This is a genomic window from Paenibacillus qinlingensis, assembly GCF_013204845.1.
GTDB lineage: Bacteria > Bacillota > Bacilli > Paenibacillales > NBRC-103111 > Paenibacillus_E > Paenibacillus_E qinlingensis.
Genome location: NZ_JABMKY010000044.1, coordinates 15,502 through 27,929, shown reverse-complemented (window position 1 = coordinate 27,929; position 12,428 = coordinate 15,502). Strand labels below are relative to the sequence as shown.

Genomic DNA, 12,428 nt, shown 5'->3' with positions numbered 1-12,428 from the left:
AATACTAATCGGTCGAGGGCTTAACCAAAAACAATCCCAACCAAGTGAAGATAAGCTTTGTAGCGAATTCCGAGTACTTGATTGGGGCCCAGAAAATCCTAAGTATTTCAAACTTTACGCAGTTTCGTATCTAGTTTTCAAGGCGCAAACAAACGCTTTGACTGTTTGGTGATGATGGCGGAGGGGACCCACGCGTTCCCATCTCGAACACGACCGTTAAGCCCTCCAGCGTCGATGGTACTTGAACCGCAGGGTTCTGGGAGAGTAGAACGTTGCCAAGCAGTTTCCCTAACGGGAGCTTAAATCTATGACGCGGGGTGGAGCAGCCCGGTAGCTCGTCGGGCTCATAACCCGAAGGCCGCAGGTTCAAATCCTGCCCCCGCAACCAATGATTTGAGTCATTAGCTCAGTTGGTAGAGCACCTGACTTTTAATCAGGGTGTCGTAGGTTCGAATCCTACATGACTCACCATTTCATTTATAGGGATTTTTAGGCGAAGACTAAAGTCTCTCAGATTTTTACCAGCATGCGCGTATGGCGGAATTGGCAGACGCACTAGACTTAGGATCTAGCGGGCGACCGTGGGGGTTCAAGTCCCTCTACGCGCATCAAACATCCCCAAGTCGTATCTTACGGCTTGGGGATCCCTATGCGGAAGTGGCTCAGCGGTAGAGCATCGCCTTGCCAAGGCGAGGGTCGCGGGTTCGATCCCCGTCTTCCGCTCCAAAGTTTTATGCGCCCTTAGCTCAGCTGGATAGAGTATTTGACTACGAATCAAAAGGTCGGGAGTTCGAATCTCTCAGGGCGCGCCATTTTTATCATAATTGTATCGGGACGTAGCTCAGCTTGGTAGAGCACCTGCTTTGGGAGCAGGGGGTCGCATGTTCAAATCGTGTCGTCCCGATCCAGAAAGAAAGCATAGACTGTCAGCTTCACGCTGATTGTGTCTATGCTTTTTTTGTGCATCCGCATCTACTAATAACTGGGATTCAAGTTGGTGTTGGTGTATAGTAGACAAGAAGGAGGGCTACAAGATGGAACTACGCTGGAGACGGAATCTATTTATTTTATGGATTGGGGCATTTTTTTGCGCGATGGCGTACACACTCTCGATCCCGTTCATCCCTATATTTTTACAAGAGGACTTGGGTATACATAGCGGTTTAGAGGCATGGTCGGGGATCACGTTCTCGGTGAGCTTTCTCGCAAGTGCGGTTATCGCACCTTTTTGGGGGTCCTTAGCTGACAAATATGGTAGGAAACCGATGCTACTTCGTTCAGGGCTAAGCTTAAGCGCGGTCTATTTTCTTAACTATTTCGTAAATGATCCGTATACGTTTATTGTTGTTCGTGTTCTGCAGGGACTTATGGCGGGCTATATCCCCGCATCGATGGCTTTAGTCAGTACGAACACACCAGAGAAGCATGTCGGTTATGCCTTGAGTGTCATGTCAACGGCGACGGCAGCTGGGAGCATCCTTGGTCCATTGTTCGGCGGCATGCTCAGCCACTGGGTAGGGACAAGAGAATGTTTCTTGGCATCTGGTTTTGTTGTACTCATTTCTGCGGTGATCGCTGTAGTTGGAGTGAAGGAAGTCCATCACAAGAAAGCAGGGGCGCGCCCAAGTGTGTTTCAGGACATTAAGCAGGCGGCCGCTAATAAACAATTATTATCTATTTTTGGATTAACCATATTGGTAGCAACCTCGGTGATGATTCTAGAACCACTTTTAACGATTTATGTCGTACAAATCGGTGGAAGTGCGAAGGGGGCATCTCTGAGCTCGGGTATTATTTTCTCCGCTGCCGGTGTGGCGACTGTCATCATGGGATCAAGATGGGGCATCATCGGGCAGCGAATCGGCTATGACAAAACGCTGCTGATAGGCTTAATCGGTGGTGGTATTGGGAATCTGCTGCAATTAGCGGTACATAGTCTAATCGGTTTCGGTGTGCTTCGCTTCAGTTATGGCTTATTCTTTGCTGCGGTCTATCCGGCCTTGAGCGCGCTTATTGTGAAAGCTTCCGATGCTGACTTCCGGGGGAGGGCGATGAGTCTTAACCAAACGTCGAATCAGTTGGGGATGATGATTGGTCCTTTGATTGGCGGATTCCTAGGCGGTTTAGTAGGGATTCATTCTGTATTTTTATTAACAGGGTGTGCGTTGTTACTAGCAGCCGGCGTGTTGCAGCTCAATATGAGGAAGCAAATGAAACAGATATCTGCAGAATGAGGTTTCAATTCGATTAGATTTGTAAATAAAGATATACATACTCGATTACAGAAGGAGCAAATCTAAGGATGTTGAAGAGAACAGTAGGCCGATTGAATAGGGAAACCTCGGTGTTGATGTTTGGTGCAGCTAGTCTTGGACAGGTCACACAGGAGAAGGCAGATGCCTCGATTGCTTTCGCGCTGGCACATGGCGTGAATCATTTTGATACAGCGGCGAGTTATGGAGACGCAGAAGTACGGATGGGCCCGACGATTAGCCGGGTGCGGGATGATATCTTTTTAGCTACCAAAACAGGGCAAAGAACGAAAAAGGAAGCAAAGGAAGAGATCTATCGCTCCTTGGAGAGAATGAAGGTGTCGTCGGTAGACTTACTGCAACTGCATGCAGTGGGTTCGATGGAGGAATTGGACAAATGCACGGCTAAGGGCGGATCGCTGGAAGCGGCATTAGAAGCGCAAAGCGAAGGCATTGTGAAGGACATCGGGATCACAGGTCACGGGCATCAGGCACCGGCGGTTCATTTGGAAGCGCTCAAGAGGTTCCCTTTTGCCACCATACTCTTCCCCTTAAATTACTATATGTATAGCTTACCGGACTATCGGGAGGACGTGGATGCTCTGATGGCGGAAGCGGACAAGCAGCAGACAGCTATACGGGTGATCAAAGCCGTTGCGAAGGCACCTTGGATAGAAGGAGCGGAGCGCCCATATGCGACGTGGTATGAACCATTTGATCAGCAGGAGATTATCGATGCTTGTGTGCACTTCGTGCTGTCGTTCCCAAGTGTATGCGGATTTGCGAGTGCGGGGGATGTGCATATTTTCCCCAAAATCGTAGATGCCGTAGAGCGCTATGGTACGATGAGCAAGGAAGACATGGAACGGATTCTGAGTGGGATTAGCGGATATACGAGTGTTTTTGGAGCGCCGACGTCGATAGCCTAATCTGATAAGCCTTCACCCTATCATTGTGGGTTGAAGGCTTTTTTGTGACTTCTTGCGCGCATACGACACTTACTGGAGGTGCCATACGAATAGCTATGAGGTACGTTAGGGGGAATGAGGATGTTAAAAATAAAGGCGATACCTCGACGCTTTTGGCAAATTAGTGTTAGCATAGTCCTAATCGTGAGTGTAGGCGCGGTGTTCATGAGCTACTTGTACATAAAAGGACTTGATGTATCTCTGTTGGATCGGCCGCTTCCAGAGGCCTCGGTTGTGCTTGATAAGAATGGTCAAGTTGCGTCGCAACTTTCTGCGTCAAAGATCGATGCTGTGAGTTTTAAAGAAATCCCGCAGGTGTTGGTTGATGCTATTGTCGCGGTGGAGGATAGACGTTTCTATGAGCATAAGGGCGTAGACTTGAAGTCCATTTTCCGTGCTGTAGCCCGGGATGTGCTCAAAGGAAGCTATTCGGAGGGTGCTAGTACTATTACGCAGCAGTTAGCTCGTAATCTTTACCTTACTGCTGATAAAACGGTAGGTCGTAAATTAAGGGAAGCTGCTTATGCGATCAAAATAGAGATGAGCTACAGTAAGGATTCCATTCTGGAAATGTATCTCAACAAGATTTATTTTGGAGAAGGCAGTTGGGGGGTGCAGGGGGCTGCGAAAGCGTATTTTAACAAAAATGTGACTGACCTTACCTTGCCAGAAGCTGCGGTGTTAGCGGCTTTGCCGAAGGCACCTAGTCATTACTCCCCTTTTCAAAATGAAGAACAAGCGCTGGAAAGAAGGAATACGGTTCTCAAGTTGATGCTAAAGGAAGGTAAAATTACTCAGCAGGAATACGAGAAAGCCGATGCCTCAGCACTTGGAGCCGTGAAGACGGTCAATATGGATGAGGCGAAAGGGAGAAATCGGGCTTATGTAGATGCTGTGATGGACGAGGCTGTGACTCTCTACGGGTTCACGGAAGAACAACTGCTAACTGGCGGCTTGCGGATCACCACAGAGCTTGATCCTACGGTGCAGAAAGCTGTTATCGATGTGTTTAACAATGACAGTCTGTTCCCAGAAAGCAAGCCAGATCAGCTTATACAGAGCGGTGCTGCAGTTGTCGATCAGAAAACAGGCGGTGTTAGAGCGCTAGCCGGTGGGCGCGGAGAGGGAGTATTTCGAGGCTTCAGCCGTGCCACCCAGTTGAGAAGACAGCCAGGATCAGCTTTTAAGCCAGTCGCTGTGTATGGCCCTGCGCTGGAGTTAGGCTACCAGCCGTCAACCATGTTGTTTGATGGACCTTTGAATATTGAAGGCTATCAGCCGCAAGATTGGGATCACCAGTCAAGAGGGCAAGTATCGATGCAAGACGCCATTACTTCATCTTGGAATATCCCTGCAGTCTGGCTTTTGCATGAGATAGGCATTGATAATGGCTTGAAGTTTGCGAAGTCTTTGGGGATAAGTCTACCGACACAAGATCGGCAACTGGGTATCGCACTTGGCGGGCTTTCCGAGGGAGTCTCTCCGCTGCAGATGGCGCAGGCTTTTAGTGCTTTTGCAGCGAAGGGTGTCTTAAACCCCGCACATTTGATCTCCAAAATCGAGACCAAGGATGGGCACCTTCTTGTTCAGGCGAAAGCTAATGGACAGTCGGTGATGCGCGCTGAAACGGCTACTACAATGACGGCGATGCTGCAGACGGCCGTAGCGCAGGGGACAGGGAAGAATGCGGCTATGAATCGTCCCGTAGCAGGGAAATCAGGTACGACACAGCTGCCGGGGACGAAAGAGTTTGAGGGAATAGGCAGCGGAAGTGCCAAGGATGCTTGGTTCGTTGGTTATACGCCTGAGCTGACAGCAGCGGTATGGGTTGGTTATGACCGAACGGATGCGAAGCATTATTTAACTACCTCGGGTGGGGCTGTACCTGCGGTATTATTTCGAGAGATGCTCAGTCGTGCGTTGGCTCAAGCACCTGTTGTAGCTTTTGATATTCCGATGAGTGTCGAGCGACCAGAGAAGGAAATTCAGTCGGCTCAGTCTCATCCCGCAGAGCCCCCAGGGAAGCCAGAGAAGGAGCCGCACAAGCCACCTGGACCAGGACATGGACCTGGGAAAGAGAAAAAGAAATAAATGTAGTAGGGCCTGATGATGTGTGGCAAGCTGTTGCTAGTGGAGAGGGAGTAGGAGTAGGAGTAGGAGTAGGAGTAGGAGTAGGAGTAGGAGTAGGAGTAGGAGTAGGAGTAGGAGTAGGAGTAGGAGTAGGAGTAGGAGTAGGAGTAGGAGTAAGAGTAAGAGTAAGAGTAAGAGTAAGAGTAAGAGTAAGGAGTAAGAGTAAGGAGTAAGAGTAAGAGTAAGGAGTAAGAGTAAGAGCAAGAGTTGAGTAGCATGTATGGGGAGTTTCGTACATCGGCTGTGCTCGAGGCGAATAGATGGATTTTATGCAGTTAAATTCCGTGATTTTTCGTTCAAATGCAGAATAGATGGAGAACATACAGTTAATTTTATCCATTTTAAACAATCTGAAAAAAAGAGGCAGTTTTAACTACATGTTTTACAGTTAAATCGAGATTTCGAGGTAATTTCGTGTAAATAGATGTAGGTTTTCCAGTTATTACAAATGTACGGAGCAATTGTCTCCCAAAACGCACATCCTCTACCAGTAACGCCAGCGCGCGGCGATCCCGATTCCGTTCACGCATCCTGTGCGTCCAACCGAGCGCTCACCTTGTACCAACGATTGAGAGAATGGTTGAGTCAAAACTACACATCTGGTGATAGGGATGCACTTGCAAAAAAAAACCAGTTAGCATCCGCAAAATCGGATGTTAACTGGTTTTTCACCGTGGTTGACAATCATGGAAGATTAGTCGTGTTTATTGTTGTTACCAGGCTTTTTATCATCGTTTTTGTCTCTTTGAGGTTTCTTATCAACTTTCTTGTCATCTTCATTATCGTTATCTTTGACTTTTTCTTTGTCGTCAGCATGTACGTTTAAATGAACATTCAATTTGCCGGCTTCTAAATTATATTGTTTGGCGAGCTGCTGGCCCAAGATCTCTCGCGCATTGGGGGCAGATAAGTCAATAGAACCCAGAAGTTTGGAAATCCAAGCTTGAGCCTGCGATCCTGTGAGATGAATTCTGCCGGCATGCGGAGACTGGATGCTCAGATCATATTGAGAACCATGTGCCCCTTTGGATTGCTTCAAGTGAAAGTTGAAATGCTGCCCATCTACACTTAGATCCACATCCTTCAGGTCAGATCGTTTACCTGGTGGGGAAGCTTCTGGCTTATTGTCTACCTTTGTAGGAGAAGAGGTTGGACTTGCAGATGGGCTAGGAGCTACTGTAGCAGGAACAGATACTGGAACGGGTACAGGTGATTCGCTTGGAACGGGAGAGACGGGCTGTGCGGATTCAGTAGCGTTCGCGGTTTCTGAAGATCCTTTTACATAGGCGGCCTGTTTCTTGTTATTCAGAATGACTTCGATCTCATCCCCCATGTGTAAATCGCTTAACTGAGCTTTCTCATCATTCATGTACACCCAGACGGATGAAGCTAAAGGGACGGTTTGATCACCAGTACCCGTATGTAAAGTAATCGAATCTGCCGTCAGTGCCGTAAGCTTACCTTGGATGGATGTAGACGTTGTCTCGTTGGATGAAGTTGCAGCATACGCGGTCCAACCACAGAGCATTAAAGTAGCTATGACAATAGCCATAATCGTTATTCTCTTTCTATTGTGCATTATAAACACCTCCGCTAACAGCTTTCGAGCCGAAGGGAGGTTTTAGGACGGTATGCGTAAAACTAGATAGTGAAAGTAAGCAGCTTAATCGGTGTCGGATTGCAGGCGCTGCATGAATTCTTCTGCGGCACTATACCCTTGTTGGCGCAGATACCAGCTATTGGCGGCGGCTTCAATAAGACCGGCTACATCACGTCCGGGCTGTAACTGGATTTCAATATGGGGAATTGAAATGTCCATGTAATCAGTAAAAGTAGGCTCTAACTCTAAGTCATTGTTTAGAGCGTGTTCCTGCCATTTGGTCAGCTCGATATCGAGCACGATGCGTGTTTCATCTTGAAAAGCTTTGCGGCCATAAAGCCGTGAGACATTGATAAGTCCAACGCTGCGCAGCGCGAGGAATTCCTTCGTTTTGCCATTATGCGTGCCGAGTAGCGTCTCGGGGCTGATTTTCTTGAGCACCACGATATCATCGGCAACAAGGCGATGCCCCCTGCGGATCAGCGTGTGGGCTGTTTCGCTCTTGCCAACCCCGGACTTCCCGCGCAGCAGGATGCCGATTCCTGAAACATTGACGCAAACCCCGTGGACAGCGATCTCCTGAGCAAGCGATTTACTCAAAAATAAGTCAACCAAGTCCTGGAATTTGCTCGTAGGGGCGCTTGTGCGGAGAAGGGGGATTTTCTCTTCTTCGCAGTATTTCTTTAAGTATTTCAAGCCTTCTTGGTTTCTCGTTACGACGAAACAAGGCGGGTGATATTTGACGATATTGCCGATATGCAAATTTCTTTCATTTTCGCTGAGCTTATGCAGGTAGGTAATTTCTTTGCGACCTAATAGCTGCACATGCGCTTGTGGGAAATATTCAAAATAGCCGACAAATTCCAACCCTGGGCGGTGTGCCTTTGTTTTGGTAATAGGACGGTGGAGCTCTGAATGGCCAGCGAGAATTTCGAGCGAAAAGCGTTCAACTAAATCTTTTACAGTGACGGACTTCAAACGTGTGATCCTCCTTCGAGTTGATCATGAGATCGTTCTCTACTAGATTCTCTTTCCTATAGGAACAATCCTTTAAATGATGCGTATTACAAGGATTTGTACAGCTTTTCATTGCTTTTGCAGGTTAAGTTGGTATGATAAAAAGAAAAAGTGGTAAGGGGATCAAAAAGAAATGGAAGAAACCTATAAGAACTGTCAAAGCTGCGGGATGCCCATCGCTCGGGATGAGCAAGGCGGTGGTACGGAGAAATCGGGTAGTAAGAGTAAGATGTACTGCAGTCATTGCTACCAGAACGGTGCGTTCACATCGCCTGATCTTACGGTTGATCAGATGAGAGAATTAGTTAAAGGGAAATTAGTTGAGTTTGGGTTTCCGAAATTTCTGACAGGATTATTCACAAGGAATATTCCCAAATTAAAAAGATGGTCTTCCAATAAGTGAGAACCTCTATCGAGGCCATTCAAAGATGAGCGACCGCGTATGAAGAGGAGATATTATGGTCTCCGACCATAGATTGCTATAAATAGTTTTATTGGCAAAATTTTCGGGACTTGAAAACGTATACTTTCTTTTGTGGTAAAAAAATAACGCTCTGCACCTGGATGGTGTAGAGCGTTTTATAATTAATCTCCTACCTTAAACCACCTCTCTGTATGTAAAAGCAGCTATCTGTGAAAGCCGCATTTTTTGGCAAGTGTTGGCCATGTCGAGAGAAACATGCTTTCCCACCTGTCTTCAGGTAATACGAGGATCCATCTGGCGATTTGATCCAAGCCCATTTCGTAAAGCGTGTGAAGCACTTCTTCTTTTTCTGATCCGGTTTTTAATGCTAACATCTCAAAACCACCTCAATCGCATGTATTCAAACAATTATGTATATGCGAAGTTTTGAAAATATGTGACGGGTATTTTCAAAAAGCTTGTTCATGAGCCTAGACAGTGCCTATTCTTTGTACCATTTGGAAATAAAGAGGTGTGATTTAGGTTAGGCTTGTCTCATTTCAACTGATTTCGAATGCTCGGATCAAGGGTTTGGAGCACATGAGCAAGCTCTTCGTCTGAAACCGCCTCTCGCCCGTATCGCACTCGATTATAAGCCGTGGTAAGCGCGTGAACCGAAGTTTCTGCTAGTTGTGTTTGATGCATGAGCTCCCAGCCTGTTTCGTTGGGAGTTAATGTGCGTTTGAAGGTGTAACCACTTTTGCTCGCCTGCCCAATCAATACACGGTACAGATAGCGGATACGTTCCTGATTGTTCGGTAGCTGTGACCAAGACGGCTCGCGATTGGATGTCGACCACAGTTTCGAGCTTGCTTTGCGCCACCACAAGTTAGGAAGCTCTCTCCAATCGAGCAGGGCTTCTTTCTCATCGGTATAACCTTCACTTGCATCTCCTTGTTCACGACGCAGCGATCGCTTCCAAAAGCGCCGAATGAAGGAGAGAAGCGCTGGTGCAAGCTTCATCATGATCAGATAGAGGCAGCCGAGAATGAGTGCAATGACCAACACATACCCGACAATTTGCACAAGATATTGCATGAGAATCCCAAACCAACCTGGTTCATGGGCTTCTGCAGGCGGCAGTTCCATAGGTGGCGGTGCTGAAGGGCTGGCTTCTGGAACAGCAGGTGGTTCTTCGGATGACATTAATCCAAGCAGCCAAGCTAAGGTGCCATGTAGAAGGCGCATAAGGGCCTGCTTGACTTGCTGAAAGTAACCGACGGCAGCAATAACCGCAATAAAACCGATTAACCAAATACGACTGGAACGTTTCACGGTTTGAGACAGCGACGAGGCGGCAGCGCGATCATTCCCTGCTAAGGTAGCGACAAGAAGCTGCGAGCGATTCGTAATAAAGAAGAAGAGGATCAGCGTAGCGAATCCGAGCCCGTTTAAGGCTATTTTGTATGGATGCATAAGCTCCACTCGGGTCATAATGGGAACGCCAATGAAGTACATCACACCAGAGATTACGAAAACGCCAGGTGGATAAAGGGAGATCCATCCATCTTTGGTATACCGTATCCCCCGATAGACGAGGAGTGCACCAATTGCCGCACCTAAAGCAACATGCAAAGGTTCCATTTGACAGACATAGGATAATCCGTAACCTGCGGCCACACAGATAAGGAACTCGTATCCTTTGCGAGAGAGCCAACGTAACTGCCCCAAGTAGGCGCCAATTACGAAACTGAGCAGTAGTTGGATACATGTCAAACCAAGCGCGCTATCGAATACATAAACTTGAGATAACGTAACTAATGGAGCGAAGATAACCAGTTCGACGAAACCGAATAAGAGTGCAAGTCCGTATCCCCGTAAAAAGTAGGATAAACGAGACGGTAAAGAATTCGTTTGATTAAGCAAGGGCTTGAGCATTGGATGGTGCCGCCTCCTTATCGCTAAGATCAAGAAGATTATGCTGCAAGGGGACAAGGAAGACGGAATGGCCAGACGCTTCAAGTCGTTCGATGCTGCGTTGCATTCCCTCAGAAACGAACGCGGTCAGCAAGATGATATCGAGTGCCTCACCTTCCACCTCGATGCCATAATCGAGAAAATCTTCACAGGAACGCGCACAAGAGATCGCGAGCTTTGCCATGGTTTGCAAAAGATGTTCCAACTGTCCCCAGCCGCCTTCAGGCGCACAATATACGGGAGCACCGGGTTCATTCAGCAGCCAACCGTTGTAGCCAAAACCGACAGGAACACCTCGGCTAATCGCATGTTCGGCTAATGTTGCCGCGTAGGAGAGGGCTTTTTCCACAAGTTCAGGGTCGGTTACGGCATCCCACATCGTTTCGGTGACTTGACTGTTAACGACGATAAGTAATCGGGGATCAGCTGTAAATTCTCGGTTGTACACCTGAAGCCGCTGGCTGCGCGCCGTTGCTTTCCAATGAATGCTATTCATCGTATCGCCATAGCGATACTCCCTTGCTCCGGAAACGAGAAATGGATCAGGCATGATCCAGCGCTGGACCGTTACATCGCCTTGCCAACGGCTAGACAGGAGGGGAATGTCATCGCGATTCACCAGTCGCGGGTAAACTAGAAGCTCTACATGTATGCGGTGCGTGGTAGAGGCTGCTTGTAAACCGACGAAATCACCCATCGTTGCAGCGATGGTTTCCAACTTGTACCAACCGCGTTTCGCAGCATGCACACCATGGCGCCGCACGATACGGGTATAGGGCATGAGGCTGAATAGACTGCGATGATTTTGAAAAAGGGAGCCGCTGCTCACTTCTAGATTGTTCATTTGTGTGAAGTGGAGTCCTGCATGAATCGTTGACTCTAAGCGGAGCCAGGGAATCGGCGCAAGCTTACGATTCACGATGGTTTCAATCATGAGAATATCATCGCCGACATGGCAATGTGTTGTATTAAAGGTTCGTTCAATGCGAAGTCCCCGAAACCCCCAGCGGGCGAAAAACTGAAACTGGAGAAAGAAGAGAGCGGTAGCGATAATGACTATCCAGCTTATGCTCATCCGTCCGTTACCCCATCTTCACTTCCGTAGGAACGGGGGTAGCGGCAAGTATGTTCGTCAGCAGCGCATGCACCTGCTGATCCTGCTGGCGTGAGCGCGTGCGCAGCAGAACGCGATGCGCCCAGACGGGCGCGACCAGCGCCTTGACGTCGTCCGGCAGCACGTAATCGCGGCCGCGCAGCGCCGCATACACTTGCGCTGCCTTCATTAAGGCGCGCACGCCGCGCGGGCTGACGCCGAGCGCGGAGTCCGCATGCGTGCGCGTCGCTTCCGCGAGCTGCACGATGTAGTGCAGCAGCTCGTCGCTGACGCGCACCTGCGTGAACAGGCGCTGCGCTTCGAGCAGCTCCGCGCGGCTCACGACTGGCAGCAGCGCATCCAGCGGATCTTGCTGCTGGTAGCGCTGCAAGATCAAGACCTGCTCGGCTGCCGTCGGATAGCCGAGAGACAGCTTCATGAGGAAGCGGTCGAGCTGTGCTTCCGGTAGGGGGAAAGTCCCCTGATTCTCGACAGGGTTCTGCGTGGCAATGACGAGGAACGGCGCTTCCAGCTTGCGCGTTTCCCCATCGATGCTGACCTGGCGCTCCTCCATGCTCTCCAGCAAGCTGGACTGTGTGCGCGGCGTCGCGCGGTTAATCTCATCGGCGAGCACGATGTGCGCGAAAAGCGGACCTGGGCGGAATTCGAATTCGCCTAGTTTCTGGTTGAAGAAATTGATGCCGCTTACATCGGACGGCAGCAAGTCGGGTGTGAACTGGATGCGCTTCATGGAGCCATCGAGGGAGCGAGCTAGTGCTTTGGCGAGCTGGGTTTTCCCTGTGCCGGGCACGTCTTCGAGCAGTACGTGACCGGATGCAATCAATGCGATGACTAGGAGCTCGACGGTATCGTTCTTGCCTATAATAACGTGACCAACGTTTTCTTTGATGCGGGAAGCGATGCGTTCAATAGGTGCGATATTCAAATGATTAACCTCCTAAATAATGAATGATACGAATGAAATGAG

10 protein-coding genes, 6 tRNA genes and 1 rRNA gene are annotated in these 12,428 nt (G+C 48.8%); 11 read left to right on the top strand and 6 right to left on the bottom strand.

The annotated features are described in order from the left end of the window. Window positions 1–164 precede the first annotated feature (164 nt). The 10 genes from rrf (at window position 165) to HQN88_RS36820 (ending at window position 5,311) form a co-directional block, all read left to right on the top strand. Window positions 165–281: ribosomal RNA gene (gene rrf / locus HQN88_RS36865) — 5S ribosomal RNA — on the top strand. 30 nt (window positions 282–311) lie between these two features. After that, window positions 312–388: transfer RNA gene (locus HQN88_RS36860), tRNA-Met, on the top strand. 7 nt (window positions 389–395) lie between these two features. Continuing rightward, window positions 396–471, top strand: a tRNA-Lys gene (locus HQN88_RS36855). Between the two features lie 57 nt (window positions 472–528). Beyond that, window positions 529–608: transfer RNA gene (locus HQN88_RS36850), tRNA-Leu, on the top strand. Window positions 609–651: 43 nt separating this feature from the next. Then, window positions 652–726, top strand: a tRNA-Gly gene (locus HQN88_RS36845). Between the two features lie 9 nt (window positions 727–735). Continuing rightward, window positions 736–812: transfer RNA gene (locus HQN88_RS36840), tRNA-Arg, on the top strand. A gap of 18 nt (window positions 813–830) precedes the next feature. Then, window positions 831–904 (top strand) — tRNA-Pro (locus tag HQN88_RS36835). A 130-nt stretch (window positions 905–1,034) separates the two neighbouring features. After that, on the top strand, window positions 1,035–2,234 hold the full coding sequence (locus tag HQN88_RS36830; RefSeq protein WP_173121529.1) for an MFS transporter: 1,200 nt from the start codon (window positions 1,035–1,037) through the stop codon (window positions 2,232–2,234). Window positions 2,235–2,302: 68 nt separating this feature from the next. Continuing rightward, window positions 2,303–3,181, top strand: coding sequence for an aldo/keto reductase (locus HQN88_RS36825; RefSeq protein WP_173121527.1), 879 nt, complete (start codon window positions 2,303–2,305; stop codon window positions 3,179–3,181). Between the two features lie 120 nt (window positions 3,182–3,301). Next, window positions 3,302–5,311, top strand: coding sequence for a transglycosylase domain-containing protein (locus HQN88_RS36820; protein ID WP_246320651.1), 2,010 nt, complete (start codon window positions 3,302–3,304; stop codon window positions 5,309–5,311). 733 nt (window positions 5,312–6,044) lie between these two features. Here the strand turns inward: HQN88_RS36820 and HQN88_RS36815 are convergent. Continuing rightward, window positions 6,045–6,929: a hypothetical protein gene (locus HQN88_RS36815; protein WP_173121523.1), complete on the bottom strand. Its 885-nt coding sequence runs from the start codon at window positions 6,927–6,929 to the stop codon at window positions 6,045–6,047. 84 nt (window positions 6,930–7,013) lie between these two features. Further along, the gene (gene hprK, locus HQN88_RS36810; RefSeq protein ID WP_173121521.1) at window positions 7,014–7,928 is read right to left on the bottom strand and encodes an HPr(Ser) kinase/phosphatase; all 915 of its coding nucleotides are present in this window, start codon (window positions 7,926–7,928) and stop codon (window positions 7,014–7,016) included. 172 nt (window positions 7,929–8,100) lie between these two features. Between hprK and HQN88_RS36805 the strand changes: the two genes are divergently transcribed. Beyond that, window positions 8,101–8,370, top strand: a complete 270-nt coding sequence (locus HQN88_RS36805) for a zinc ribbon domain-containing protein (protein WP_173121519.1) — start codon at window positions 8,101–8,103, stop codon at window positions 8,368–8,370. Between the two features lie 224 nt (window positions 8,371–8,594). Here HQN88_RS36805 and HQN88_RS36800 read toward each other — a convergent pair whose 3' ends face one another. The 4 genes from HQN88_RS36800 to HQN88_RS36785 all read right to left on the bottom strand — a co-directional run bounded on the left by HQN88_RS36800 (window position 8,595) and on the right by HQN88_RS36785 (window position 12,386). Beyond that, window positions 8,595–8,765 carry a hypothetical protein gene (locus HQN88_RS36800; RefSeq protein ID WP_155993910.1) on the bottom strand — a complete coding sequence of 57 codons (171 nt, stop codon included), beginning with the start codon at window positions 8,763–8,765 and terminating at the stop codon, window positions 8,595–8,597. A 160-nt stretch (window positions 8,766–8,925) separates the two neighbouring features. Further along, window positions 8,926–10,308, bottom strand: a complete 1,383-nt coding sequence (locus tag HQN88_RS36795) for a DUF4129 domain-containing protein (protein WP_173121517.1) — start codon at window positions 10,306–10,308, stop codon at window positions 8,926–8,928. Next, complete coding sequence (locus tag HQN88_RS36790) at window positions 10,289–11,422, bottom strand: DUF58 domain-containing protein (protein ID WP_173121515.1); 1,134 nt, start codon at window positions 11,420–11,422, stop codon at window positions 10,289–10,291. The genes HQN88_RS36795 and HQN88_RS36790 overlap by 20 nt, the downstream gene beginning before the upstream one ends. A gap of 7 nt (window positions 11,423–11,429) precedes the next feature. Beyond that, on the bottom strand, window positions 11,430–12,386 hold the full coding sequence (locus tag HQN88_RS36785; RefSeq protein WP_173121513.1) for an AAA family ATPase: 957 nt from the start codon (window positions 12,384–12,386) through the stop codon (window positions 11,430–11,432). Window positions 12,387–12,428: the final 42 nt, after the last annotated feature.

Bases quoted from the DNA above. Each gene is read 5' to 3' on its own strand.
- HQN88_RS36790 (WP_173121515.1), bottom strand. From the start codon at position 11,422: ATGAGCATAAGCTGGATAGTCATTATCGCTACCGCTCTCTTCTTTCTC.
- HQN88_RS36825 (WP_173121527.1), top strand. From the start codon at position 2,303: ATGTTGAAGAGAACAGTAGGCCGATTGAATAGGGAAACCTCGGTGTTG.
- HQN88_RS36805 (WP_173121519.1), top strand. From the start codon at position 8,101: ATGGAAGAAACCTATAAGAACTGTCAAAGCTGCGGGATGCCCATCGCT.
- HQN88_RS36815 (WP_173121523.1), bottom strand. From the start codon at position 6,929: ATGCACAATAGAAAGAGAATAACGATTATGGCTATTGTCATAGCTACT.
- HQN88_RS36795 (WP_173121517.1), bottom strand. From the start codon at position 10,308: ATGCTCAAGCCCTTGCTTAATCAAACGAATTCTTTACCGTCTCGTTTA.
- HQN88_RS36830 (WP_173121529.1), top strand. From the start codon at position 1,035: ATGGAACTACGCTGGAGACGGAATCTATTTATTTTATGGATTGGGGCA.
- HQN88_RS36820 (WP_246320651.1), top strand. From the start codon at position 3,302: ATGTTAAAAATAAAGGCGATACCTCGACGCTTTTGGCAAATTAGTGTT.
- HQN88_RS36800 (WP_155993910.1), bottom strand. From the start codon at position 8,765: ATGTTAGCATTAAAAACCGGATCAGAAAAAGAAGAAGTGCTTCACACG.